We start from the raw sequence: 26,018 nt of genomic DNA on the forward strand, positions 1-26,018 counted from the left end.
GCTACTCCATCGCCGCCATGATCGCGTCGGCAAACGCCTGAGTCCCGGCAGTCCCGCCAAGGTCACGCGTAAGAGTCCGACCCTCGGCAAGGACCCGGTTATAGGCCCTCTTGATCCTCTCCGCGATCGCCTGCTCGTTCAGGTGATTGAGCATCATGACGGCGGACATGATCAGCGCCAGGGGGTTGGCCACGCCCCTGCCGGCGATGTCCGGTGCCGAGCCATGCACCGCCTCGAACACCGCCGCCTCATCCCCGATATTGCTTCCGGGCACCACCCCCAGCCCTCCGACCAGCCCGGCGCACAGGTCGCTGACCAGGTCCCCATACAGATTCTCCATCAGCAGTACATCGAAACGCGCCGGATCCTGAACCAGCTTCATGCATCCGGCGTCGATGATCATCTCCTCGTACTGGATGTTGGGATACTCCCGTTCGTGAATCCGACGCGCACAGGTCAGAAAAAGCCCGTCGGTCAGCTTCATGATGTTCGCCTTGTGAAACACCGTGATCTTTTTGCGGCTGCGGCTGGTGGCATAACGGAACGCGAAGCGGGCAATTCGCGTGCAGGCGGCTTCGGAGGCGACCTTCAGGCTCGTCACCACGCCCGGCACCACCTCGTTCTCGATCCCGCTGTACAGACCCTCGGTGTTCTCGCGGACGATGACCATGTCCACGCCTTCGTAGCGCGTCTTGACCCCCTCCAGACTGCGCACCGGGCGAACCGCCGCATACAGGTTCAGCTTCTGCCGCAGTTGCACGTTGACGCTCTTGAAGCCCTTGCCCACCGGCGTGGTGACCGGCCCCTTGAGCGCGACCCTGTGGGCCTTGATGGCGGCCAGCGTGCGCTCGGGCAGGACGTTGTCGTAGCCCTGTTCCAGGGCTGCCATGCCCGCCGGAAGCTCGACCCAATCGACCTCCAGCCCCGCCGCCTCGACCACGCGCTTCGTCGCCGCCGTCACTTCCGGGCCGATCCCGTCTCCGGGAATCAGCACGATCGTGTGCCGTGTTGTGGATGTAGCTGTTTCTGGCATGTCTGATGTTCCGGTTCGCTGGACTGATAGCATCCGCAGGTTTGGCGACAACGCAAGAGCAACCGGCGGGCAAAGGGGTGTGTCCGGACTTCCGGCAAGGCAGGCGAAAGCTGAAGGACTGCGGTGTCACAGGTGTCCAGCCTGTGCGCGCGACGATCGTGAGGGCGCGATGCACCTGATAGAAGAAGCCGCCGCGACGTCGGGCCAATCACTTGGGCCTGGTGGCTCTTCCCAATCGCAACATCACGCCCAACAGTCCCACCACTGCCGTCGCGAACGCCGGCTCGGGAATCACCGTCACCGTGCCGCTCAGGAAGTACTGCCCGATGTCCCCGATCTGGGCGGCGCTGAACACCGCCAGACCATAAGTGCCCGCCAGCAGCGACGCCGAGAGGCTCTCATTGAGACTGGCGGTCTGCGCGAGCTGGAGCAGTTGTCCTTCCGAGTCGTACAACGCCACTGACGCATCCAGCATCTGTCCGAATGGTGCGCCCGACACCGTAATCGCCAGCTCCGAATCCTGAGCGAGGATCAAGCTGAAGAAGTCCACGTCGGCGATGGTGTGGATGACCCCTTGAGCCTGGAATGCGCCGTCGAGGATGTCCAGCGCTGTCGCTGCGTTCAGGCCGTCGCCGTAATCGTCGGCGCGGTAGCCGAATCCGTTCAGCGCGTTGCTGAGCACGTCCACGTCGTTCTGATAGGTGGTCGGCGAAGCGGTCGTGCCGTACCACCACAGCGCGCGGGTCGAGTGATAGCTCAGGCCCATGATCGGCGCCCTGGCCACTGTGCCGGGGTTGTACTCCTCGAGCTTGTCGCCGTTGGGCGCGTAGGTGCTCTGGTGCGCCAGCCCGAAGGCGTGCCCCGCCTCGTGGGCGGCGGCGTCGGCAACATATTTGGGAAAGCCCAGACCCAGGTTGTCCGAGAACACAAATGCGACGTTGGGCAGCAGCACGTTGTAGAAGCTGCCCATCAGCGATACGCCGCCGGACTTGGAGCCTGACCAGTACTCCGTCGCGCCGTTCTTCCCGTCGCCGCCGATCACCACCTTCAGCGTCTGCCTGTTGTACAGGTTCCCCGGATCGATCGTGGTGACGTCGATGTTGAATGGCGAGTACATCTCCGCGACGCGCGACCAGATCTCATGGATGTTCGACAGCTCCTGTGATGAAAACGACGACGCGTCGCCATCGATCGAATAAGCCGGCGTCGTCCCGGGCGCATACCCGCCCCAACTGGCGGTGTAGTCTCCGTCAAAGTCCAGGTACAGCTTTGCCTGGGCGGCGGGCAGGCTGCTGTAGCCCGGAACCGCAAGCGCCGCCAGCGCATCGCGTTGGACGCAACAGCTTCCGACTGCTGTACCGAGAACCAGACCCGCCAGACGAGTGCTTTTCCGCACGTGCATTTCTCCCTGCGGCGTCAGACACCGCGCGCGTCGCTCGCCAACGCCCTCAGGATGAAATAAACCCCATTTCTGCGGGGAAGCAAATCGCCGCGGTCCCGCCAGCTTGCCGCAGACGGCATAAACCGCACGCACCGAACGGAAGCACGCAACCCATGATCCGATAACTCGATGTTCCCGGCCGCCGAAATGACACAGACGGACACGACCGCGCGACCGAGACGCTCAACCGGCGAGGCGCTTGCCGCGTCAATGATGATCATCTCCATCGTGACAGCATTGGTCGATCACCACGGCGCTGGCCAGGATCAGCACGTCGTCCTCGCTCGCCGACACTTCCACCCCATACGTGTCGGTCCAGCGGAACCACCGCCTGGAGACCGAGGCCACGCGATGTCCGCCGCGGGTAAACTCATACTCGTGGTCGAGGAAGTTGCCGCGCGCCTCCAGGTCGTCGGGGCCGGGCACGTCCACCGCGAACTTGCAGTGCAGGAAGGTGAACAGCTTCTTCTTCACCACCGCCGCAAGATCGTTGCCGTACCAGATCTCATAGGTCGGTCCCCAGGCCAGCAGCTTCTGGCGGATGAACGCCAGCTCGTTGCCCTGCATGTCGTGCAGCGAGAGCTTGTCGCCGATGCTCAGCGCGCGGCCATCGACGAAGTACCGGTCGCGTCCGGACTCGTCGCGGATGGTGTAGTCGTCGCCGAGGCTGAACAGCTTCTGCTTCATCACGTATCGCATGCGTGCCCCTTTCATGGGTGAGCGGCAGGAGGGATGATCGGGCGATCGGCGCAGGAGTGTCCATTACAAAGCCGCTTCAGTCTTGTAGGGCACCAGCAGCCTGGCCAGCAGCACGATGGCCAGCCCCGGCGCCAGCCAGATCGTCCGCTGCTGAACGAAGCCGATCCAGAAGAAAGGCGTGGCGAGAATGACCGCGGCGGCGAAGACGAGCAGGTGCCGCCAGCTCGGCCAGTGCGGCTGCCGCCGCGTGGGCAACATGACCAGCCAGACATATGCCGGAAAGACCAGCCCGTAAAAGCCCATGAACACGCGGTAGATCAGCTCTCCGGCGTGCATGCCATCAACCAGGGCGCCGCGACGGAGCAGAACATGCGCCGCCCATGACGTCAGCGTGAGCACAATCGCCAGCGCGATGGCGCGATCGCCGCGGCGCTGAAGCTCCCGCGCGTGTGCCGCCACCGTAAAGGCGCTTTGCATGGCCATGTGCACGAACAACAGCCAGCCGAGAAAGCGGGGAAGCTGGCCATTGATGGCCCGGCTGTACAGCAGCGTGTACAGGATCATGATCAGGAACAGCACGCCGAACCCCACGCCAAACGCGGCGCGCGGGCAGTTGGCATGTTGCCGGGCGCGATGGAAAGTCAAGTCCAGATACGGGCAGGTGGCGAAGCCGAAAGTGCAGACTGGCAGCAGCCACAGCAGGTCGATGCCCGATCGCAGCGGCTGGTCCTCAATGAGCACGGGTTGGCGCACGACGATCCGGATCCACCAGACCATCGTGCCCAGCGACAGCAGATATGCAATCCCCGCCAGTACCCGATCCGCGCCGCGCTGCCGGGTCATCAGGATGTACATCAGGACCCCCGCCGCCAGGACACTGCCAAGCCCGACTTCCAGGTTGTCGGCAAGCGGCGAGATTACCGCCATCGCGAAGAACAGGTGAAACGCGATGGTTACGCCGGAGAAGATCGTGCAGGCTTCGTGATGGCGCTGCGTGATGTCGATGCTGGACCTGGCGGTGCGGAGCAGCCACCCCATGGCGGCGGCCCCGACGACGTTGGGAACCGCAAAGACCAACCACGCGAGCAACCCATACTCGCGCACCAGGATCACCGGCAGGAACATGCCGATGCACCAAGTCCAGCTCGAAGCCAGAAACACCGCCCAGGGAAGCCAGTGCGTGGCAGGCGAGTGTGGCAACGAGGGAGTTGGTTCGCTGCTCAGACTTGAGAGCTGCGCCGGTTGGGTATTCACGTCGAGCTATTTGGCGCTGCCGACTCCCGCCCCGCAAGCTGGCAGCCGACGGGCACACGGCCGGTGATGCCATGAAGACACTGGCCGAAACGAACCGGATGGTCGGCGCGCCGAACAAGTGGGGCTGAGCGTTGGCCCTTAAGATCAGGCGAATGGAAGGCGGCGGCGTCTTGGATCAGGCCGGTTGCGGCGCGGCGCGCTGAGGGATGTTCAGTCCACTGCCCGCCGACATCGGCGCCGCCTGCTTCAGTTGTCCGCCGGACGACTGAGCGTTGTCCGCCGGCCCCGTGCCACCCGCCCCAGCCGGCTGAGGCGTCTTGGCCGTGGCCGGGTTCTTGTGGTCCGGTTGCAGGACCATGGTCATCCGCCGACCCTCAACCTTGGCATCGCGTTCCACCTTGCTGACCAGGAACAGCTCATCCTTGATTTTTTTGAACAGTTCGCGTCCCAGATCCAGGTGGGCCATTTCGCGCCCGCGGAACTGGAGCGTGAATTGCACCTTGTTGCCTTCCTTGAGGAACTGGCGAGCGTGGTTGATCTTGATGGCCAGGTCGTGATCGCCGATGCGGACGGTCTTGAGCTTCAACTCTTTGAGCTGTCCGGCGCGGCTGGAGGCACGAGACCTGTCCTCCTTCTTCTGCTGCTGATACCGCCACTTGCCGTAGTCCATGATGCGGCAGACGGGGGGTCTGGCATTGGGCGCAACCTCGACCAGATCCAGACCGGCCTCCCGAGCCATCCGCAGGGCCTCGGCAGTGGAAACGATCCCAACCTTTTCATCCTTTTCATTGATCAGGAAGACGGGCGAGAGCCTGATCTGCTCGTTGTGACGAAAGTTGGTAGGAATGGTTCAAACTCCGTAGAAACCTCGTCCGTGTCACAGCACCGCGCTGCGCACGGGACGATCCGATGTCAACACGTCCTGGCAAAAGAAGAAGTACACCCGACGAACATTGCTCGACAGTATATATCGGACGCTCCGGGTGCATCAATGCGATTTTTCCCCGAAAAACACGGAATTAATACGGAGTTTGCCGCGGCCGGTTCGTCGCCGCCGGGCCGCTCGCCGCTATGATCTGAATATGACGCAACCCAGTCCTGCACAAGCCAATCTCCTCGAGGTCGTGGCACCGGCCCGCCCGGCGATTGTGCTGCTTTCCGGCGGGCTGGATTCGACCACCTGCCTGGCCATTGCCCGGCACGAGCGATTCGACCCGCTGTATACACTGGCGTTCGACTACGGGCAGCGCCACCGCCACGAGCTGACCGCCGCCGAGAGAATCTCCCGGCACTTCGCCGCCGCCGAGCACCGCGTCATCCGCATCGATCTGCGACAGTTCGGCGGCAGCGCCCTGACCGCCGACATCCCCGTACCCAGGGATCGCGATGAGGCGGAAATGGCCAGCAGCATCCCCATCACCTACGTGCCAGCAAGGAACACGATCTTCCTCAGCTACGCGCTGGCGTGGGCGGAGGTGCTCGAATGCGACGACGTGTTCATCGGGGTTAACGCGCTGGATTACAGCGGGTATCCCGACTGCCGGCCACAGTTCATCGAATCCTTCCAGCAGACGGCGCGGCTGGGCACGAAGCGAAGCGGCTTTACGATCCACGCGCCGCTGATGCAGATGACCAAGGCGCAGATCATTCGTCGCGGCATCGAGCTGGGGGTGGATTACTCGATGACGCACAGTTGTTATGACCCCGATGCGGCCGGGCGTGCCTGTGGACATTGCGACAGTTGCCTGCTTCGCCGGCGTGGCTTTGCCGCCGCAGGCGTGCCCGATCCCACGATCTATCGCTGAGATGGGGCCAGTGCAATGCGGTCGTGCACAAAGGCCGGGGCTTTTGACATCTCCCGCATCGCCGATACACTTTGCCCGCGATTGCCGCGGAGGAAGCGCACCGGGCTGCGGTGGCGATTCGCGCGGCGATCAGGGTAGTGGCGGGCTGTTTTCCATCGCATCATTGCAACGGCAAGGAAGGATCGTCTGGTCTTGAGCCTGGGCGGACTGCGACTGCGAAGGATCTGCTGCGTCGTGCTGCTCGTGTTGGGGCAAGTCGCGCCCCTGCCGCGGCAGCTTTGTGCCCAGACACGTCCCTCGCCCCCGCCGGCTGACAGGTTCGATCTGACCGGTCGAACCGTCGAAGACGTACGCGTCCTGGGCAACAAAAGCGTCTCCAGCGCAGTGATTCTGAACCTGGTGCGCACCCGTCCGGGCGATCGATTCGATCCGCAAACCGTTCAGGAGGACTATCAGCGCATCTACGGGCTGAAGAAGTTCTCCAATGTCGAAGCGAAGGTAGAGCCGACCGACAGCGGCGGTGTGATCGTGGTGTTCCTGGTCACCGAGCAGAAGCAGATCCGCTCGATCGCCTACCGCGGGAACCTTCGGCTGGACACCGAGACGATCAAGGACGTGGTGGACGTGCGCGAGGGCGAGGCGATCGATCGCTTTCGCCTGGCGATTGCGAAACAGGCGATCGAGAATCTGTACCGCCGGAAAAACTATCCCTTTGCGCACGTCGAGATCGACGCCGAGGCGCTGGCGCAGCGTGGCGACGTGGTGTTCAACATCGTCGAAGGCCCCAACGTCCGCATCCGCAACATCAATTTCGTGGGCGCCCGCAGCTTCACCGAAAGCCGACTGAAGAGCCAGATCCAGTCCAAAACGTGGATCTTCATTTTCCGTCACGGGGAATACGACCCGGAAACGGTTGAGGACGATGTGGCGGCGCTGCGGCGTTACTACGAGCAGAAGGGATTCTTCGACGCCCGCGTGGGACGAAAGCTCATCTGGTCGGCGGACATGAGCGAACTCCAGATCGACTTCCTGATTGAAGAAGGAGTGCGCTACACGGTCGATCGGGTCACGTTCAAGGGCAACGCCAGCGTCTCCGAAGCCGAGCTGCGCAAGAACCTGAAGCTTGTGGAGGGCATGCCCTACGACAACGAGCTGCTCCAGCGCGACATCCGGCAGATCGTCAAGGCCTACAGCCCGTTCGGATTCATCTATCAGCAGCCTGGCCAGCCGCAGGATCCGGACTACCTGCGGATCGAGCCGCGGACGGTGTTCCGTCGTCAGGCCGGGCGAGTCGAGCTGGTGTACGACATCAGCGAAGGCAAGCCGTTCCGTCTGGGCCGGATCATCCCGCGCGGCAATGCCAAGACGCAGGACAAGGTGATTCTCCGGGAAATGCGGATGGCGCCGGGGCAGATGTATAACTCGGCCGAGGTGCAGGACGCGGTGGATCGGCTTCGTGGCACGCCGTTCTTCACGCGCGTCAACGCGACTCCGATCGGCGATGATCCCAATTACCGCGACCTGCTGGTCGAGGTCGAAGAGGGCAAAACCGCCAGCTTCAACATCGGCGCGGGCATCAACTCCAACGGCGGCGTTGGGGGAAACATCACCTACGAGCAGAAGAACTTCGACATCAGCAACTGGCCATCGAGCTGGCGCGACATTTTCTCGGAGCGCGCGTGGGTAGGCGCCGGGCAGACGTTCCGCGCCTCGCTGGAGCCGGGCACCAAAAACACCAACGCCTACATCCGCTTCACCGAGCCGTGGATTTTCGATCAGCCCTACAGCTTCACCGGCGAGCTGTATCTGCGGAACCGGATCCGCGAGAACTACCAGGACCAGCGAATCGGCGGACGCGTCTCGCTCGGCAAGCGTTTTGACAACATCTATTCGGCGGCGCTGACGCTGCGCGGGGAAACGGTGGATATCGGCAGCATCAGGGACAAGGAGATCCGGGCCCAGGAGATTCTGGATCTGGAAGGCAACAGCGCGCTGAGCAGTCTGGGGCTGCGTGCGGTGCGCGACACGACCAACCGCGGGCTGCTGCCCTCACGAGGCATGACCACCAGCGCCGGAATCGAGTTCTTCGGCGCGCTGGGCGGAGACTTCGACTTCCAGAAACTGTCGCTCAGCCACGACCAGTACTTCACGCTTCATGAAGATCTGCTGGACCGCAAGATCATTCTGGCGCTGCACGCTGACGCGGGATACATCATCGGCGATGCGCCGTTCTTCGAGCGGCTGTACGGGGGTGGGATCGGTTCGGTGCGCGGCTTTGCGTTCCGCGGCATCAGCCCGCGATCCGGACCGGACGACGATCGCATCGGCGGGGATTTTTCCGCCACCGCGTCGGCGGAAATAAGCTTTCCGCTGGCCGGCGAGGAGCTGCGCGGCGTGGTGTTCACCGACGTGGGCACGGTTGAGCCGAGCGTTCGGATCGGTACAATCCGCTCCAGCGTCGGCGCCGGCATCCGGCTGACGCTGCCGTTCTTCGGGCAGGTCCCGATCGCGCTGGACTTTGCGGTGCCCATTACCAAGGACGACGAGGACGACACCCAGTTCTTCAGCTTCTCGCTCGGATTCTCGCCGTAAGATCGCAACTTCAGACGCGATGGCGCGTTCCCTTGCGGCCGAAGCCATCTCGGCGCCGGGGTCCGGACGCGGGAATTGACCGATGGCAACCCGACAAGAGACAAGCTGCGAAAGGAATAACGACTATGCGAATCATTGACCGAAGGTTGACGACGATTCTGTGCCTGGCCGTGCTCACGCTCATGCTGCTGACGCCGCCAGCGACAGCCCAGACACCCGCCGCCAAGGTGGCCATCGCCAACCCGGCAAGGATTTTCAACGAGATCCAGGAGACCAAGGACCTGAAGGCCAAGATGGAATCGGATCGCAAGACGCTGGAGGCGACCGAGCTGGAGAAGCGCACGCAGCTTCGCGATCTCACCGCCCAGCGGGATGCGCTCAAGCCGGACAGCCAGGCATATGCGGAGCTGAACCAGAGGCTGCTGCAGGCGAGCATCGAGTTCGAGGTCTGGGGCCGCATGCAGCAGGCCGAGGTGCAGCGACGGCAGAAGCAGCAGATGGTGGCGCTGTTCAACAAGATCACGGCGGCGGTGGCGAAGGTGGCGACGCAGCAGGGCATCGATCTGGTGATCGCCGAGCAGCGTCCGGAGATCCCGGACAACCTGGACCCGGTGGACATCAACGTGCTGCGGAACCTGATCAACCAGCGCAACGTTCTGTTCAACAGCCCCGCCGTTGACCTCAGCGACAAGGTCATCGCCGCGATGGACGCCGACTACAAGGCGGGGAAGTGAAGTCATAGCCGCAGGGATGAGGGCGCAGGCAGCAGATTCGCCTTCGTCCTTCTGCTTCTAGCCTTCATCTTTCAGCTCATGCCCACGCTTGCCGAGATCGCGGCATTGCTGGAGGTGGCGCTTCCCGGCGCCGCGGAGGGGCAACGCGCGATCCGGGGCGTGGCGAGTCTGGCCGAGGCCGGACCGGATGACCTTTCGTACCTGGCATCCGATGCGCATCTTGGTCAGTTCCGCGGCACCGCCGCCGGAGCGGTCATCGTCCAGAAGCGGGTAAAGCTGCCGCCGAATCCCAGGCCGGTCGTGCTGTGGGTGGAGGATGCGGACCTGGCATTGGCGCGGGTGCTGAGGTTGTTTGCCCCGCCGGTGCCGCGTCCGCCGCCGGGCATCGATCCCAGCGCCTCGGTGGCGCCCGCGGCCGTCCTTGGCGACAAGGTGGCCATCGGGCATCACGTCGTCGTCGGACAACGCAGCCGCATCGGCGCGGGCACGGTCCTGCATGCAGGTGTGGTGATCGGCGAGGACGTGGTGATTGGCCAGGACTGCGAGATCTTTCCCAACGTCGTGATCCGCGAGCGCGTCACAATCGGCAACCGCGTGATCATCCACGCCGGGACCATCATCGGCACCGACGGTTTCGGCTATCGCTGGGACGGCTCGCAGCACGTGAAGATTCCGCAGATCGGCACCATCGTCATCGAGGACGATGTGGAGTTGGGCTCGTGCGTCTGCGTCGACCGCGCCAAGACCGGCGTCACCCGCATCGGCCGGGGAACCAAGATCGACAACCTCGTGCAGATCGCGCACAACTGCGTGATCGGACCACACTGCATCATCGTGGGGCAGGTCGGATTGGCCGGGTCGGTGACGCTGGGCGAGGGGGTGGTACTGGGCGGGCAGACGGCGGTGCGGGACCACATCACGATCGGCGACGGCGCTGCCGCCGCGGCGCGCAGCGCCATCCATGAGGACGTGGAGCCCAAGATGGTCGTCAGCGGCATGCCCGCGCTGCCCCACCGTCAGAGCCTGCGGGAGCAGGCCGCGTTGCGGCGACTGCCCGATCTGGTAGCGCAGGTGCGCAAGCTCCAGGAGGAGCTGGAGAAACTGAAGCGAAATACCGAGGGAAAGTGACAAGCCCCGACGTCGGCGGGGGTTTTTGCCGAATCGTCAACCCCCATGCGCCCTGGACCGATATTCAGATAAAATGACTCCCCTGATGCAAGAGGTCCGGGACAAGCGCGTGACCGTCGCCGGGCTGGGACGCTTTGGCGGCGGAATCGAAGTAACCCGCTGGCTGGTCGCCCAGGGCGCCCGCGTGCTGGTGACCGACAAGGACACGCCCGAAAACCTTGCCGAATCGCTGAAAAAACTGGAAGGGCTGCCCATTGAGCTGCGGCTGGGCGAGCATCGCGTGGAGGACTTCACCAACTGCGATCTGGTCGTGGCTTCGCCAGCCATTCCCCCCACCAACGAATACCTCGCCGCCGCCCGCCGCGCCGGCGTGCCCGTCACCACCGAAATCCGCCTGTTCATCGAACGCTGTCCGGGCACGATCATCGGCGTCACCGGCACCAAGGGCAAATCGACCACCGCCAAGCTGACCGAGTTGATGCTGTCCAGACGATACAAGACCTGGCTGGGCGGCAATTTCGGCGGATCACTGCTACCCAGACTCCCGGAGATGTGCAAGACCGACCTGGTCGTGCTGGAGCTGAGCAGCTACATGCTGGAGCATCTGCGCCCGATGCAGTGGTCGCCGCACGTGGCCATCGTCACCATGATCACGCAGGATCATGTGTCCTGGCACGGATCCTTCGAAGCCTACCTCGACGCCAAAAAGAACATTGTGCGATTCCAGCGTCCGGATGACGTGGCCGTGCTCAGCGAGGAAAACGAACTGAGCGCAAGTTTTGCGCGGGAAACGAAAGCCAGAATCGTGCAGTACGGGCTGCGCGGACGAAAGCTGTTCACCTTGACCATCCCCGGGCGGCACAACCAGCTCAACGCGCAGGCGGCGTACGCGGCGGCGGACGTGTTCGGCGTGAGCTGGGACGAAGCCCAGCTCGCGGTGCGCGATTTCCCGGGACTTCCTCATCGCCTTCAACTCGTCCACCAGACACCTGACGGCGTGCGATTCGTCAATGATTCCATTGCGACGATTCCCGAGGCGGCGGTGGCGGCGCTGGAATCGTTCCCTCCCAAGCGCGTGATTCAGATCGTCGGCGGATACGACAAGGGCCTGCCCCTGGGCGCCATGTGCGCCGCGCTGACGCGACATGCCAAGGCCGTGCTGTGCATTGGCGCCACCGGACCGGCGATCGCCCAGACAATGGCACAGGCTGACATTCCCAACGCCGCGGCAGTCTATCAGTGCGGCGACCTGCCCACGGCGATGAAGCTGGCGCGCCAGATCGCGGCGCCGGGAGACGTTGTGCTGCTCAGCCCGGGTTGCGCCAGCTACGACCAGTTCCCCAACTTCGAAGCCCGCGGTCAGGCATTCACCAGTCTGGCCCGGCAACTCGACACCGCGCCGAACATCCGATAAGCCGAATTCGAACGCATTTGCTGTACCAGCAGCGGCCTGCGGCACGAAAAGACCAACAGCCCGGATCACGCCGCAAGCCCGGATGCGGGCAACGCAGTCGCGCGGCGGAGGTAGTTATTGATGCGAGCGACGGCCGCAGGGGGACTGGGACGGAGGATGGGTATGTTCCACGGACATCGCCGAACCCTTTTGCGCTGCTGCGATGCCGGCGCAGTTCTGGTCTGCGCGATGGTTGTGGCGCAGCTCGCCGGCTGCGCAAGCTCGGACCGAAAGTCCGGCAGGCAACATTCGCAACTTCAGCAGACCCGCATCGAGCAGACCCCCGCACCACCAATCGTCATTTCCGGAACCCCGGCACGCGACACAGTAGGGTTTGAACAGTCGGAACGGCAGCTCAGCGAGGCCGACTGGCAGAAGCTCACCCGCCTCGGGCCCAAGCCGATCTGGGAACAGATCCGGCTCAAGCAGAAGAAACAGCGCGCCCGCGAAGCGCTGGCGGCGGGCGGCGCCAACCGCGTGGACAAGCGCCATGACGCGCCCAGCACCTGCCCGTCCACGCAACCCGTAGTGGACGAATCGACGCTGCCGGTGCAGATCAGCGAACTGCCCGACAACAGGATACGGATCATCTGGACGCTGCGAAGCTACGGCGGCACAAGCGTGAGCAGCGCCTCCGATGGCGGAACCGAGAGGCGAAAGGTCACCGCCACGCCACCGGACCTGGGGCCTCTGGTGGCGGTGGTCACGGCCCAGGCCGGCGCCGGGGCGGTCGTCGTGCCGCTGCCCAGGGAAAACACCCTGGTCATCACGTGCGACAAGGCCGCACGCGCCGGCGTGCTCGATGTGCTCAATCGCCTGGATGTGCCGCCCAGGCAGGTCGAGATCACCGCCAAGATCTTCGAGGTCAGCCGCGATTTCGATTTCCAGTACGGCGCGCAGGTACTGCTCAAGCGTCTGGCCGCCGACAACAGCCAGACCGCCCTGTCCACCTTCAGCACGCAACGTTTCCTGGATGCCGTCGATGACCAGTCGCAGTTTCAGGGATCGATCCTGAGCCTGATGAAAACCTTCCAGGACGCGGGAGTAAGCCTGGACATGAGCTTTCAGTTACTCGCCGACGAGGGGTTGATCAATGTCGTTTCGGCGCCGCGCATGACCGTCGCCGAAGGTCAGACCGGCTACATGCTCGCCGGGCAGGAGATGCCAATCCAGTCGTCGATTTTCAACGGCTCGACGACGCTGACGACCACGACCTACAAACCGGTGGGAGTTCAACTGTACATCACTCCACAGGTGATCGGCGAGGACCGGGTCAAGCTTCACACGGTTTCGGTGGTCTCGTCGGTCGCGGGATTTGCGCCGCTGCCGCAGATTAGCGGCGGGCACAAGTCGCCCGAGTCGCTGCTCAACCCGATCATCGATTCGCGCGAAGCCGAAACCGCAGTGACCATCGAAGACCGCGACACGCTGGTGATCAGCGGCCTACGGATGATTCGCAACACCACCCGACAGAACAAGGTTCCCGGACTTGGGGATATCCCGCTGATCGGCTGGATGTTCAAGAACCACCGCACGCAGCAGCAGGTAACGGATCTGTACTTCTTCGTGACCCCCACTCTGCTGCAAGTCGCCGACGCAGGACATTGAGGCTCGCCCAGCGGCTCAGCTCCGCCGCAACTCACGGCTGAGCTGTCAGCAGATACACCACGCCGTTGTGATCGCACAGGTACAGCTCGCCGGCCCAGTCTTCCCCGAAGCTCGCCGGCTGCGTGCGGGTATGCAGCAGTTGTTCATCGGCGAGCAGTTTTCCGTCTTCATACTTCAATCCCCAGATTCGGCCACTGCTGTAGTCGCCGTAGATGTACCATCCCACCAGCGCTGGAATCCTGCTTCCGCGATAGACATATCCGCCGGTGATCGACAGCCCCAGCCGGTGGCCGTACTGCTTGATCGGCATGATGAGGTTGTCGGGGACCGGGCCTTGAATGATGAACGGATGCGAGCCTTCGTACAGCCGCCAGCCGTAGTTTCCGCCTTTTACGATGATGTCGATCTCCTCCCACGAATCCTGTCCGACGTCGGCGGCCCAGAGCACGCCGGTCTGCCGATCGAAGCTCATCCGCCAGGGGTTGCGCAATCCCAGTGCCCAGATTTCAGGCCTGGCGCCTGCGCGACCGACGAACGGGTTATCTTCCGGAACGCGATAGCCACTGGGCACGTTTACGTCGATGCGCAGGATTTTGCCCAGCAGCTCATTCATGTTCTGGGCGCGGTTTTGCGGGTCGTTGGCCGCCCCGCCGTCGCCCATGCCGATGTACAGCATTCCGTCCGGGCCAAACAGAAGTTGCCCGCCGTTGTGGTTGGCGTAGGGCTGGTCGACCGTCAGGATGATGCGCTCGGTGGCGGCATCGACCTGATCGGCGCGGGGATCGGCATGAAACCGTGAGACAACCGTCTGCCGTGTGGGCCGGCGGCGGGTGTAGTTGACGTAGCAGTAGCCGTTGTTGGCAAAATCGGGATCAAAAACCAGGCACAAAAGCCCCTGTTCACCCCCATCCAGCACGCGGTCGGTGATGTCCAGATAGGGCTTCGGTTGAAGCTGGCCGTCGCGGATCAGCCGCACCCTTCCCGGCTGCTCGACGACGAACAGCCGCTGTCCTCCGTCGTGCGTAAGCCACAGTGGTCGTTCCAGACCCCGGACCAGCGGCTGGAGTCTGACGCGCGGAGGTTCCGCCGCCTGTACGACGGTGCACACCGCCGCCATCGCCACCATCGCCATGAGCCATGATCTTTGTCTCATATCAGCCCTGCCAGCAGGCTATGCTATGCATCATGCGCTACCACCGCTTCGTTTTGGCGTTGTTGCTGACGCTGGCGAATGGCCGCTGGCTCGTGGCTCAGCCTGCGCCGCCCTCCACACAGCCCATCCCCACTTCACAGCCGATCCCGCGCCAACAACTCGATCAGATGTATCGCGCTGAGCTGGGCCAACTGTACAACCCCGCCGACGCCGACAAGCTTTATCAGGCCAACCTGCTGCTGGAGCGCTACTTCGCCGCACCTGATCAACGACGCGCCGTCGTACAGTCGCTGCAGGCGCTGGGTCTTGATGCGAATCTGATCGGACGCCTGGCCCGCATCCGCATGACCTGGCCGCCGCTGGCTCCGGGCGTGTATTACGTCAACGAGCGGATGGGTCCGCACGACGTCCGTTACTTCTTCGGCATCCCGCGCGGCTACGACCGCACCCGACCATGGCCGCTGGTCATCAAGCTTCCCACCGCCGACGCGTTTCTGACTGAGCCCCGGCCCGATCCGATCCAGGTCGCCCAGATCTACACCGCCTGGATGAGCGACGAGTTGAGCCGCCATCCCGACGCCGTCGTCATCATGCCCCTGCTGAACCTGGATGAGCTGTGGGGGCCCAGCTATGTCGGCATGAACAGCGTGATTCAGCCGATGCATCATCTCGCCGGGCGGGTCAACATCGATCCGGCGCGGGTCTATCTGCTGGGACACTCGATGTCGGCCCATGCGGCATGGAACCTGGCGCTGCACTACTCGACCTACTTCGCATCGTTCACGTCGTTGGCCGGGGGCGTCGGCGCGGACTGGCAGCGACTGCGACTGATGAACCTGCGCAACATCCTGCCAGTCATGTGGCACGATGCCGACGACCCGGTTGTCAAGGTGGACCTCAGCCGCCAGCTTGCCAACATCCTGCGCAACAATCTCGGCATCGAAATCGATTATCAGGAAACGCGCAACGTCGGACACACCCCTACTGACGCCATCGCCGAAGCAGCGTATGCGAAAATGCGCGGCCGGGTGCGCGACCTTTACCCCAGGCGGGTCTCGATTCAGTCCAACCGCCCGGACACCATGTTCAATCGCGTAGACTGGGTGCAGATCTATCAGCCGCTGCGACCGGGAGAAGAACGCCGGCTCTATTTCCGCCGTGGCAGCGGACACATGCTCGTCTATCCGGCCGCGTTCAGCGTCGATGCTACGCTCGATGGCGACAACCGCATCGTCGCCACCAGCCAGAACGTCGAGTCGATGCGGTTCTACATCAACGACCAGATGATCGACTTCTCGCGGCCGGTCATCGTTACGGTCAATCGCAAACCCCGCTTCGAAGGCATGGTCAGGCCGGACATCGAACAGATGCTCAAGGACCAGCTTTTCCTTGGTCGCGGCTGGCGATACTACACGGGCGTGATCGACATCGATTTCGGCGCTGCGCCCGCCGCCCCCGCGACGCGCGGCCGTGCGACCACGGGACAACCATGAACACAACCTGCTCGCACAAACGTCACGACCCGAAGCAGCACTGCCACGGCTACAGCTCGGTGTACTTCGTCGCCACGCCTCTGGCTTTGTCCACAGGGTACTTCTGCTCATTGATCTGGATCTTGCGCTGCATCGCGCAGGTTAAATCGATCTGCTGATCGTGCGCCAGCAGCAGCACCCAGCCCAGCACGTCGGCCAGCTCCTCGGCCAGCCGGTCCCTGTTGGCCGTCAGATGCGCCTGAAGTTCCGGTCCATTTCGCCATTGCATCAGTTCCAGCAATTCGGCGGCCTCCAGCACCAGCGACAGCGCCTGATCCTTGGGATTGTGAAACTGCTTCCAGTCGCGCGCCTCGCGAAAGCGCAACAGAGGCTCGAGCAACTGCCGGATCGTCGTCTGCGTGTCGTTCATGATTCGCACTGCCTCCTGCGCAGCTCGGCCAGCATGTGCCGAAGCGTCTGATCGATCAGATCGATGATCTGCTCCGACCGCAACCCCGCCACCTGCATCGGCGGACCGTACATCACGCGGATGTGCCCCGGCCGCGGCAGCAGCGCCCCCCGCGGCCAGGCCCCAAATGAGCCGTCCACCACTGCGGGAATGATCGGCACGGCGGCACGGCGAACGATCACCGCCACGCCCGGCAGGATCGCGCCGATCTGACCATCGCGCGTGCGCGTTCCCTCGGGATACACATTGACCAGATGCCCCTGGTCAAGCAGTTCGATCGCCCGCTTCATCGCGCTCACATCCGCTCGGCCGCGCTTCACGGGAAATGCATGCAACGTGCGGATCAGCCACGGAAGAAAACGCCCCTTTTCAAACAGCTCGCTCTTGGCCATGTAGCAGACCGGGCGATCGAGCATCACCGCGAACAGCAACGGATCAAGGAAGCTCTGGTGATTGGCCAGCAGCAGCGCTCCGCCCCGCCGGGGAACGTTGCGCCTGCCATACACCTTCAGATCAAATATCAGCCGCACCAGAATCCGCACCAGCATCTGAAGAAACTGCCACAGCCAGGAGCGCCGGGGCACGCGGTGATGCATCTGAACAGCAGACGCGCTCATGCTCCGGACCCCGCTGAAGCCGCATCGGCCCCGCCAAGGGCCGGCTGGACTGTTGCGACGATCAGATCGACGACCTGGTCCTGGGTCATGTGCGTGGTGTCGATGATCCGCGCATCGGGAGGCACCGCCAGCGGACCCACCGCGCGGCTGGCGTCGCGATGATCACGTGCAATGATCTGCGACAGAATCTCGTTGTAATCGACGACTTCGCCACGGGCGCGAAGCTGGGCGGCGCGCCTGCGGGCGCGCTCATGAGGCGTGGCATCCAGATAGAACTTGAACTGCGCGTCGGGGAAGACCACCGAACCCTGATCGCGCCCTTCGGTAACCAGGTTCTTCCGCTGGCGGCCGATCTGCCGCTGCTGTTCCACCAGCATTTGACGGATCGCCGGCACGGCTGCGACGTAGGACGCGGCGCGGGTGGCCTCGCTGCCGCGAAGAAGATGCCCGACGTTCTCGCCGTTCAATTTCACGGCCGGCGGCTGGCGGCTCCAGTCAAACTCGATGCGAGCGTGGCGGGCGATGTACGTCAGCTCGCGGGGATCTTCGAGGTTGGCCTGTCGGCGAATCGCCTCCAGCCCGATGGCGCGGTACATGGCTCCGGTATCCAGAAAGTCGAACCCCAGGCGCTGGGCCACCGCCAGCGCCACGGAAGACTTGCCCGTCCCGGCCGGTCCGTCGATGGTAATGATCATGCGCGCAAGCTCATCATCTGAAAAACCGTCATCGCCGCAACCCGAAAAGGGGTCGGGAGTCTTTTTCGCCGCGGAAAAGACTCCCGACCCCTTTTTCAGCGGCTCACCTCCAGCCCGATCCGCAGGTACGGCTCATCGCTGGGCTCGGCCAGGCGATCCTGATCCCGCGTATCGAACCCGACGTTGAATTCCTGCGTGAAAACGTAGCCCCCCGCCACGATCAAGCTCACCCCATCCTGCGGCATCCAGCGCAAGCCCAGCTCGGCGCGGCGGGACTCATAGATCAGCCGGTCCGTCCCGCTGGACAGCGCGTCCCAGTGAAATGCCTCCCGACGCGACTTGAACTCGCCAAACATCGCCAGGTATTCCGCCAGCTTGTAGTCCGCACGAACCGTCAGATCATCGGGAATGTAGTACGTGCCGCTGATCGTCAGCGCCGCCGTCGGTCGATACTCGATCGAGCTGAACGGAAACCCGACCGCCAGCAGCAGCGCGTTGTCCAGCTTCTTTCTGTACTGGAACCCCGGCAGCGGGATGTCCGGGAAGATCGTGCGGTTGCCATCATAGTTCAGCACGAAGCCGAAGGCCGTGTTCTGATCGAACTCGCGTCCGATCGCGAAGTCGGCCATGCCGTACCAGGCATTGACATCATCGAAGGCGCCCGCGCCGGCGTAGCCCAGCCCGACGGTGATGCCCGCCAGCCAGCCGCTCCAGTCGGCGATGCCGACACCCAGCCCGATCGACGTATCGACGAGCTGGCTGGGCAGCCGCGGATCGCCGCTGGTGTTCAGGTGCGTGTAGTTGAACCCGAAGCGGGGATCGGCGCGTTGTTCGCTGAGCAGTCGCACACGACCCGACAGATCATAAAACGTCAAATCAAACTCGTCGGTGGCTTCCGTGGAGCCTTCGCCAAGCATCGCGAACTCGCCCTGCGCCTGCACGTGCTGTCCCTTGGGCCAGGGTTTGAGCAGCAGCTCCGGCCCGGTCTGGGCGAGTGCTATCGCCGGCGCGAACAGAATGAGGGGAAGGATCCAGGCGACAGGGCGCGCCTGCCGCCGCCGAGAGTAGGGTCGTGTCATGGTGCAGACAGATACCGTCAATCGCGACGGACGGCAATTCCTGCGACGACGCCGACGGAAGTCGGATCCACCAGAAGCAGCGCGCCATGACGACCGGCTGTTGCAGCGGGGCGCCGGTTCCCGGGCTCCCGCCGCCAGGCCCGGCTGCGGCTCAGTGCGGCGCGGTTTGGGGGATCAGATTTGCGGCCGTGGCTCGGTGAAGAGCATCGCGGCTGTTTCTTCGTCGATCAGGCGCTTCGCCCACGGCCAGCCCGAAGCGCCCGTCGAAACCCACGCACTGCCGCTCAGCCAATCGACCCGATCGACGGCTGAGCTCTCCAGCGAACGCAGCATCTGCCACGCCCCGCTTGCCTCTGGCTCGACCACCTGGAATGGTCGCATCATGTCGTGCTCCTCGTGGGCCAGGATGTGGCAGTGCCAGACGTACGCGCCGGGGCGGTCGAACGTGGCGATGATGCGCGTCACCTCGCCGGGCATCATCTGCACGGTGTCCTGCCAGCCCTCGTTGATCTGCGGTGCCCGCGGTCGCCCGGCCAGGCGGATGCTGTCCGGCACGATCCCGCCGGTGATCGGATCGAGACTGAAGCTGAACTTCTGTCGACTGAGGACCTGGAAACGAACCAGATGCAGGTGGATCGGGTGGGCATCCGGCGTGGTGTTGTACACTTCCCAGATCTCCGTGTCATGGAGCAGCGGTGTCTCGGTGACAGGCTCCAGGAAACCGATGGGGCCGTCATCCGAGCCGCCGACCGTGCCGAGCATCGGTGTGATCCGCAGGTATTCATCTTCGACCTCGAACAGTCCCAGCTTGCGGACTTTGGCGGCACCGGTGAGCGAATCAGTGCTGGGAGTGAGCGGGGCGATCAATGGCGGCTGCCCCGGCCCGCCACGCAGCGTCGCGGGCAGCGGGTTGTCCGGCACACTCACCCTCGTGCCGACACGGAACTGCATGATCTGTCCGGTGGTCTGCGGGTCGGCGGCGGCGCCCTTGGGGAATGGCGTCTTGGCTGTGTTGCGCATGATGATCGACTGCCCGGCGGCCGGCGCGAAGTCCACGATGACGTCTGCGCGCTGCCCCGGCGCGATTACAAGAGAGGTCAGCGACACCGGCGCGTTGAGCATCCCCTGTTCCGATCCGATCTGGATGATCGGCAGCGTCCCCTTCGAGGTTGCCAGCGACAGGCTGTAGAACCGTGAATCCGAAGCATTCAGCAGGCGAAGGCGGTACTTGCGTGGCTCGACGTTGTAGTATGGCCAGGCCTTGCCATTGACCAGGATCGTGTCGCCGAACATCTCGGGCATGGTGCTGGGATCGATGCTCTGGCCAGTGTCTGGATTGACGGCCCGCATCGTCGGATAGAACAGCTCGCCGGAAGCGGTAAACAGCTTGTCCTGAATCGCGATAGGCAGTTCATACTGTCCCCAGGGCAGGCCCCAGGCGTTGTTGGCATCGCCGGTGTCGTAGGCGTCGCGGATGAGGTAAAAGCCGGCGAGTCCGGCGTAGGCATGCAGGCGGGTGATCCCCATGGAGTGATCGTGGTACCAGAGCGTGGCGGCGGGCTGGTCGTTGTCATACGTGAACGTGCGCTTGACATAGTCTGGTCCGACCTCGCGCGGATTGCCATGGGAATCCAGCGGCGGGGTGTACCACTGCTGAGGCAGGCCGTCGCTGGCGGACTCGGTGTGCCCGCCATGCAGGTGTGTGACGATCGGGATGCCCAGCTTGGGCGTCGCCTGGGGATTGAACAGGCTGTAGTCCACGGCCGAGACGTTATTTCCCGCCGCGTCGAAGGTGCGGACGACGAATTGATCCAGTGTAAGTGGTCTGGGCGAGTCGTCAGTGGTGTCCCACAACTCGTTTCTCCAGGTGACGATCACGGGCGTGCCGGATTGAACAACGAAGCTGCGCCCGGGATAGGTTGCGGTTGCCGCCGACGTGCCGTAGCCGTACAGTCGCGTTTTGACGGGCCTGCGTGTGGACGGGTCAATCAGCCCCAGTCCCAGATCCTGCTCGATGGGATAGACCCCCAGGTCGTAGACCTGTGTGTTGCCCACGACTGTAGGCTGGAAGGTAAAGCCTTCCAGGGCGTTGGGCATGGGATTGACGAACTTGGGCACCAGCAGCGGGTCCAGCAGGCCCGGCATGGCCGCGGCCAGCAGCCGGCGAGGCTCCAACGTTTCAATCACCGCATTAAACACAGGACTTTTTGATCGTGTTGCATGTGGCTTGGCGACGCTGAACATGAGTGGCCTCCGGGTCGAGACAGGTGATCAACGATTCGCCTGATCCGCTGTTATCCGTGGCAGAAGTGCCTTCCCTGAAGTTGCCGCGCCTGGAGCCATGTTAACCGTGGATGCGGCGACAAATCAAGATAAAAAGAGATAATAGTCTTGTTATTGATGTGCTTAGATATGTTGATTTGGCTGTTTCAGCGGAGCGCTATTTGGTCGAGGCGTTGTAGCGCGGGCTGGCGGCCCAGTTGAGCTTCTCTGCCAGCATCCGCCACTCCCGCGAGGCAGGGTTATCGATCAGCAGCACGTCCCTGGCGGCGCGCTGCACGACGATGCGGTCGCCGGCCTTGACGTTGGTGCTCTCCTGTCCGTCGCAGAACAGCGTGGTGCCACGGTTGACGCGCCGCGCCGTCACCAGCACTTTGTTCTGCGAGGAGATCACGATCGGACGGAACGAGAGACTGTGCGGGCAAATCGGCGTGATGCACATCGCCTCCATCGTCGGGCTGAGGATCGGCCCGCCAGCGCTCATGCTGTACGCGGTTGATCCGCTGGGCGTGGCGATGATCATCCCGTCGCCCAGGAAACGCACGCCCGGATCGTTCTCCGGGCCGACGATCAGCTCGATCATGCGGAACGGCGGACCGGCGGTGACGACCGCGTCATTCAGCGCGGTGGAGACGAAGCGTCTTTTGGCGGCCACCTCCGCCGAGTCGGTCGGATCGCACTTGACGTCGGCGTCGAGCACCGACGCCTCGATCGCCTGCCGCGAGCTGATCGGCAATTGTCCGGCCAGAAGCTTTTCCAGATTGTCCTTGAACTCCGCCGGGGTGAAGCTGGCCAGGAATCCCAGTCGGCCGAAGTTCACGCCCATCATGGGGACTTGCCGCCCATGCAGGCGGCGCGCGGTGGCCAGCAGGGTTCCATCTCCACCGAACACGAGTATCGCGTCGGTATCGATCGTCGTCAGATCGACTCCGGAGTCGGTATCGACGGCGACGACGTCGGCGCGTTGTCGAACCCAGGGCACCAGTTCTTCGACGGCCTGGCGCACGCGGGGTTTGGAGACGTTGGCGACGATGACAAGCTTCACGATTTTCGATTTGCGATTTGCGATTTGCGATTTGCTCTCTCGGCAGCAAGCGACTGCGCAGTTGTTCGCCGAGACGCAACGATGATTGCCAGTATCTCTTCGGCCTCGAGGTAAAGCGGCCGAATCCGTGCAGGTTTAATGAGTTCGGCTTCCATGATCAGTTCCAGCCAGTATAGGCTCTCGTCGGCTTCCTCTTCGACAATGCCAAGCTTCGAGTAGAACTCCGCTTTGGATCGACCGCGACAAGCGGCGCGGTAGTTCGCGCCGACCGATGTCGCGCAGCGACCCAACTGAGCTGCAATGACACGCCCCGCGCAACTATCCGGAAGCACGTCAATGAGTTTAAGGACCCGCAAGGCGAATCTCTTGGTCCGCCGAATCATATCCGCCTCCGTCATCGAACCTCCTATTCGTAAGGGGACTGGGCCCAATCGCAAATCGCAAATCAAAAATCGCAAATCGAAAAACGCGATCGCCGCGGAAGACGACCGGGGACTCGACGGCACAGGACCGGATCTGCTTAGGGCTGCTTCCTTTCGGACCTGACCCGGTTCGCAGCCGACCCTTGCATCGGACCCGGCCGTCTTCCGCGGCGACGGCGAAAAGCTCCATGACGGCAGGCGTGTTGCGCCATTGCTGGCGGCATTAACTATATCCGACCGACCGATCCAATGCCACTGGCGCCAGGGAATTGAGGTGCGCCTTCGATCTGTGACCGGTGCGCGGATAAGCTAAGAGCATGAGGCACATTGCGGTCATCAGCGAAACGCTCCAGACGCAGACACGCACCGAAATGATCGACGTGACTGATCGCGTGCAGAGGCTGGTGCGGCAGCGCGGCGTCCATGAAGGATTCGTCATCGTCTACATCCCGCACACCACCGCCGCCGTCACCATCAACGAGCACGCCGACCCGGACGTGCAGCACGATATCCTGGCCAAACTCGACGCTTTGGTGCCGCAACTGGAGAGCTTCTATCAGCACGATGAGGGAAACAGCGACGCCCACGTCAAAACCGCCCTGGTTGGCAACTCCGTCACGGTTCTGATCGAAAAAGGCCAGCTACTGCTTGGCCGCTGGCAGGGCATCTTCTTCTGCGAATTCGACGGGCCCCGGGAAAGGAGAATGAATGTGAAGATCGTGAGCCTGGACCCGCCGAGCACGGATTGAGATGCAGGGTATCGGATGACGGAGCCGGCCGCTGCATTCGGCATCCGTCGTTGGGCGTTCGTCGCTGGGCTTTACTCGTGTCGCAGCGCCTCGATCGGGTCCATCTTCGCCGCGGTGACGGCCGGGTACAGCCCGAAGCCAATGCCGATCATGCCGCTGACGACGAAGCTGGCCACCACCGACCAGGTCGTGATGTTCGTCGGATACGAGGCGTTGCCCAGTTTGGCCACAAGGACGGGCAGGAGCTTGGCAACCGACGTGCCCAGGCCAATGCCGATCAGCCCGCCGGTCAGTGAGATCACCGTGGTCTCGACCAGGAACTGAAGCGTGATGTGCCGCTGCTTGGCACCCAGGGCGCGGCGGATGCCGATCTCGCGCGTCCGCTCGGTCACCGTCGCCAGCATGATGTTCATGATTCCGATCCCCCCGACCACCAGCGAAAAGCTGGCAATCCCCACCATGATGAAGTTGAACATGCGGTTGAGCGCCTCGGCGTTGCGGAGGATCTGGATCGGCGCCTTGACCGTAACGTCCTTCATGCCCGGATGCCCGATCGCCAGCAGGTTCTGGGCGATGCCGGCGATCTTCTCCACGTCCTCGGTTCGCGATGCTTTCAGCCAGCATTCGCTCAATTCGATCTGCTTGCGCTCCATGGATCCTGCCTGGCGGCGAAGGATCGAGTCGCCGAAGACCTGCCGCGCCAGTGTCAGCGGGAAATAGATATCCTGATCGATGTCGCGGAGCATGATGCCGGCGCTGTCGGAGCCGGCGCGCAGCCCGGTCGGCTCCAGCACCCCGATCACGGTCAGGATGATCACCGGCCCGCTGCCGCTGGTGCCGACCTGAATCGTCTGTCCAAGCGGATCCTGGTAAGGAAACAGTTGCTGCTTGGCGTGGGCACCGATGACGCAGACCGCTTCGGCACGATCGTACTGAAGCTGCGTGAAGTACTCTCCGCGAGCAAGCTGAAGGTTAATCACCTCAAAGATTTCCGGCGTGGTGCCGATCGCGTTGGCGTTGGCGCGAATATCTCCCAGCGTCACCCGCTGCTCCGTATCGCGCAGCGGCACCACCTTCGCCAGCCCGGGGATCGTCATCAGCCGCTCCAGATCGGCCCGCTTCAGGCCGTACTCCAGCACGCGCTGAGTTCGGCTGGAAGCGTCCATACTTTCCGGCGGGCGGGTGGAGCGCACCAGGATGTTCTGCGCTCCAAGCTTGTCCATCTGCTTGCGAGCTTCCAGCTTGGCGCCGTTGCCGATCGCCACCATGATGATCACCGCCGCCACGCCGAAGATGATCCCCAGTGCCGTCAGCAGGCTGCGCAGCTTGTGCAGATGCAGGTTCTTCAGTCCCAGACGCAGAGTTTCGTAAAGAAAGTTCAGCATGGGGTCGCAATCAGGGCGCGTTGCCTGTTGTACATTGCGGGCCGACAGTTGTTGACAACAGCCAGCCAACAACTCACAACAACTATTTTATAGCGAGGACCATTCTATGTCCGAGACGATCTTCTCCAAAATCATCGCCCGGCAGATCCCCGCGAGGATCGCCTACGAGGACGACAAATACATCGCCATTCACGACATTCAGCCGCAGGCACCGGTGCATCTGCTGATCATCACCAAGAAGGTGATTCCCACGCTTAATGACCTGGAGCCGGAGGATGCGGAACTGGTCGGCGGCATGTTCCTGGTCGCCAAGAAACTGATGCGCGAAATGGGCCACACGGATTACCGCGCGGTGTTCAACTGCGGCCCCGGCGCGCAGCAGTCGGTGTTCCACCTGCACCTGCATGTGCTGGCCGGGCGGAAGTTCACCTGGCCGCCGGGGTGAGGCACCTGCCGCAGGTTGCCCCGCGACCTTGCGTGCAGCGGGCGGCATTTTGCGTGGCGAGATGGACATGGCTGGCCCGTGGGTTGCATCCGTTGCCTGACCCACGTGACTCGAAAGGAGGTCACCAGCCATGCCCCGCGGCGAGAAGACCAAATACACCGGCAAGCAGCAACGTCAGGCTGAACATATCGAGCAAGGTTACAGGAAGCGAGGCGTGCCCGAGGACGAGGCCGAACGCCGCGCCTGGGCGACGGTCAACAAGATCTACGGCGGCGGGGAAAAGAGCGGATCCGGCCGCGGAAAAGCGACCAACCGCGATGTGTACCGTCGTGCGGGCAAAAAGGGCGGGCGTGCGGCGGCGGCTCGCCCCAAGGCGGCCCGATCCGCCTCCGCGCGAAAAGCCGCACGAACCCGCGCACGCTCGCGGTAAGCGGATTCGCGGCCGGCACGATCAGATCGC

The 26,018-nt window shown here is 63.3% G+C and carries 24 protein-coding genes and 1 other RNA gene; 10 read left to right on the top strand and 15 right to left on the bottom strand.

The annotated features are described in order from the left end of the window. Position 1 precedes the first annotated feature (1 nt). The 5 genes from ACQS5P_RS01245 to infC form a co-directional block, all read right to left on the bottom strand. A complete protein-coding gene (locus ACQS5P_RS01245; RefSeq protein WP_428939087.1) occupies positions 2-1,033 on the bottom strand; it encodes an isocitrate/isopropylmalate dehydrogenase family protein in 1,032 nt (343 codons plus the stop codon). Between the two features lie 208 nt (positions 1,034-1,241). Then, entirely contained in the window at positions 1,242-2,429 is a 1,188-nt protein-coding gene (locus ACQS5P_RS01250; RefSeq protein WP_428939088.1) for a hypothetical protein, read from the bottom strand. 252 nt (positions 2,430-2,681) lie between these two features. Next, entirely contained in the window at positions 2,682-3,173 is a 492-nt protein-coding gene (locus ACQS5P_RS01255; protein ID WP_428939089.1) for an LURP-one-related/scramblase family protein, read from the bottom strand. Between the two features lie 63 nt (positions 3,174-3,236). Then, positions 3,237-4,427: a hypothetical protein gene (locus ACQS5P_RS01260; protein ID WP_428939090.1), complete on the bottom strand. Its 1,191-nt coding sequence runs from the start codon at positions 4,425-4,427 to the stop codon at positions 3,237-3,239. Between the two features lie 175 nt (positions 4,428-4,602). Beyond that, the gene (infC, locus tag ACQS5P_RS01265; protein WP_428940979.1) at positions 4,603-5,274 is read right to left on the bottom strand and encodes a translation initiation factor IF-3; all 672 of its coding nucleotides are present in this window, start codon (positions 5,272-5,274) and stop codon (positions 4,603-4,605) included. Positions 5,275-5,509: 235 nt separating this feature from the next. Between infC and queC the strand changes: the two genes are divergently transcribed. From queC to ACQS5P_RS01295, 6 genes are all read left to right on the top strand, one after another. Then, positions 5,510-6,232 carry a 7-cyano-7-deazaguanine synthase QueC gene (gene queC / locus ACQS5P_RS01270; protein ID WP_428939091.1) on the top strand — a complete coding sequence of 241 codons (723 nt, stop codon included), beginning with the start codon at positions 5,510-5,512 and terminating at the stop codon, positions 6,230-6,232. Between the two features lie 192 nt (positions 6,233-6,424). Next, positions 6,425-8,824 carry an outer membrane protein assembly factor BamA gene (gene bamA / locus ACQS5P_RS01275; RefSeq protein ID WP_428939092.1) on the top strand — a complete coding sequence of 800 codons (2,400 nt, stop codon included), beginning with the start codon at positions 6,425-6,427 and terminating at the stop codon, positions 8,822-8,824. Between the two features lie 125 nt (positions 8,825-8,949). Further along, positions 8,950-9,558 carry an OmpH family outer membrane protein gene (locus tag ACQS5P_RS01280; RefSeq protein ID WP_428939093.1) on the top strand — a complete coding sequence of 203 codons (609 nt, stop codon included), beginning with the start codon at positions 8,950-8,952 and terminating at the stop codon, positions 9,556-9,558. Between the two features lie 78 nt (positions 9,559-9,636). Continuing rightward, positions 9,637-10,686 (top strand): UDP-3-O-(3-hydroxymyristoyl)glucosamine N-acyltransferase, encoded by a 1,050-nt coding sequence (gene lpxD, locus ACQS5P_RS01285; protein WP_428939094.1) that lies wholly within the window; start codon positions 9,637-9,639, stop codon positions 10,684-10,686. Between the two features lie 85 nt (positions 10,687-10,771). Continuing rightward, the gene (murD, locus tag ACQS5P_RS01290; protein WP_428939095.1) at positions 10,772-12,100 is read left to right on the top strand and encodes a UDP-N-acetylmuramoyl-L-alanine--D-glutamate ligase; all 1,329 of its coding nucleotides are present in this window, start codon (positions 10,772-10,774) and stop codon (positions 12,098-12,100) included. 162 nt (positions 12,101-12,262) lie between these two features. Beyond that, positions 12,263-13,747 carry a type II secretion system protein GspD gene (locus ACQS5P_RS01295; protein WP_428939096.1) on the top strand — a complete coding sequence of 495 codons (1,485 nt, stop codon included), beginning with the start codon at positions 12,263-12,265 and terminating at the stop codon, positions 13,745-13,747. Between the two features lie 31 nt (positions 13,748-13,778). Here the strand turns inward: ACQS5P_RS01295 and ACQS5P_RS01300 are convergent, their stop codons facing one another. Next, entirely contained in the window at positions 13,779-14,900 is a 1,122-nt protein-coding gene (locus tag ACQS5P_RS01300; protein ID WP_428939097.1) for a PQQ-dependent sugar dehydrogenase, read from the bottom strand. 32 nt (positions 14,901-14,932) lie between these two features. On the opposite strand from ACQS5P_RS01300, the gene ACQS5P_RS01305 reads away from it, so the two are divergent. Continuing rightward, positions 14,933-16,393, top strand: coding sequence for an alpha/beta hydrolase-fold protein (locus tag ACQS5P_RS01305; RefSeq protein WP_428939098.1), 1,461 nt, complete (start codon positions 14,933-14,935; stop codon positions 16,391-16,393). 49 nt (positions 16,394-16,442) lie between these two features. Here the strand turns inward: ACQS5P_RS01305 and ACQS5P_RS01310 are convergent, their stop codons facing one another. From ACQS5P_RS01310 to ffs, 8 genes are all read right to left on the bottom strand, one after another. Beyond that, on the bottom strand, positions 16,443-16,802 hold the full coding sequence (locus ACQS5P_RS01310) for a MazG-like family protein (protein ID WP_428939099.1): 360 nt from the start codon (positions 16,800-16,802) through the stop codon (positions 16,443-16,445). Next, positions 16,799-17,458, bottom strand: a complete 660-nt coding sequence (locus ACQS5P_RS01315) for a lysophospholipid acyltransferase family protein (protein ID WP_428939100.1) — start codon at positions 17,456-17,458, stop codon at positions 16,799-16,801. The genes ACQS5P_RS01310 and ACQS5P_RS01315 overlap by 4 nt, the downstream gene beginning before the upstream one ends. After that, a complete protein-coding gene (cmk, locus tag ACQS5P_RS01320; protein WP_428939101.1) occupies positions 17,455-18,153 on the bottom strand; it encodes a (d)CMP kinase in 699 nt (232 codons plus the stop codon). The genes ACQS5P_RS01315 and cmk overlap by 4 nt, the downstream gene beginning before the upstream one ends. A 95-nt stretch (positions 18,154-18,248) precedes the next feature. Next, on the bottom strand, positions 18,249-19,232 hold the full coding sequence (locus tag ACQS5P_RS01325; RefSeq protein WP_428939102.1) for a hypothetical protein: 984 nt from the start codon (positions 19,230-19,232) through the stop codon (positions 18,249-18,251). Between the two features lie 174 nt (positions 19,233-19,406). Further along, the gene (locus ACQS5P_RS01330; protein ID WP_428939103.1) at positions 19,407-21,419 is read right to left on the bottom strand and encodes a multicopper oxidase family protein; all 2,013 of its coding nucleotides are present in this window, start codon (positions 21,417-21,419) and stop codon (positions 19,407-19,409) included. Between the two features lie 253 nt (positions 21,420-21,672). Next, positions 21,673-22,557, bottom strand: coding sequence for an NAD(+)/NADH kinase (locus tag ACQS5P_RS01335; RefSeq protein ID WP_428939104.1), 885 nt, complete (start codon positions 22,555-22,557; stop codon positions 21,673-21,675). Then, on the bottom strand, positions 22,554-22,955 hold the full coding sequence (locus tag ACQS5P_RS01340) for a four helix bundle protein (protein WP_428939105.1): 402 nt from the start codon (positions 22,953-22,955) through the stop codon (positions 22,554-22,556). The genes ACQS5P_RS01335 and ACQS5P_RS01340 overlap by 4 nt, the downstream gene beginning before the upstream one ends. An 85-nt stretch (positions 22,956-23,040) precedes the next feature. Then, positions 23,041-23,139, bottom strand: an RNA gene (ffs, locus tag ACQS5P_RS01345) — signal recognition particle sRNA small type. A 157-nt stretch (positions 23,140-23,296) separates the two neighbouring features. On the opposite strand from ffs, the gene ACQS5P_RS01350 reads away from it, so the two are divergent. Continuing rightward, positions 23,297-23,728 (top strand): secondary thiamine-phosphate synthase enzyme YjbQ, encoded by a 432-nt coding sequence (locus ACQS5P_RS01350; protein WP_428939106.1) that lies wholly within the window; start codon positions 23,297-23,299, stop codon positions 23,726-23,728. A gap of 71 nt (positions 23,729-23,799) precedes the next feature. On the opposite strand, the gene ACQS5P_RS01355 is transcribed toward ACQS5P_RS01350, so the two are convergent. Beyond that, complete coding sequence (locus tag ACQS5P_RS01355) at positions 23,800-25,113, bottom strand: ABC transporter permease (RefSeq protein ID WP_428939107.1); 1,314 nt, start codon at positions 25,111-25,113, stop codon at positions 23,800-23,802. 106 nt (positions 25,114-25,219) lie between these two features. On the opposite strand from ACQS5P_RS01355, the gene ACQS5P_RS01360 reads away from it, so the two are divergent. Both ACQS5P_RS01360 and ACQS5P_RS01365 read left to right on the top strand, forming a co-directional pair. After that, positions 25,220-25,558, top strand: coding sequence for a histidine triad nucleotide-binding protein (locus ACQS5P_RS01360; protein ID WP_428939108.1), 339 nt, complete (start codon positions 25,220-25,222; stop codon positions 25,556-25,558). A 130-nt stretch (positions 25,559-25,688) separates the two neighbouring features. Next, the gene (locus tag ACQS5P_RS01365; protein ID WP_428939109.1) at positions 25,689-25,988 is read left to right on the top strand and encodes a plasmid stabilization protein; all 300 of its coding nucleotides are present in this window, start codon (positions 25,689-25,691) and stop codon (positions 25,986-25,988) included. Positions 25,989-26,018 lie beyond the last annotated feature (30 nt).

The sequence above is a fragment of the Fontivita pretiosa genome, from assembly GCF_050410795.1.
Taxonomy (GTDB): Bacteria; Planctomycetota; Phycisphaerae; order Tepidisphaerales; family Tepidisphaeraceae; genus Fontivita; species Fontivita pretiosa.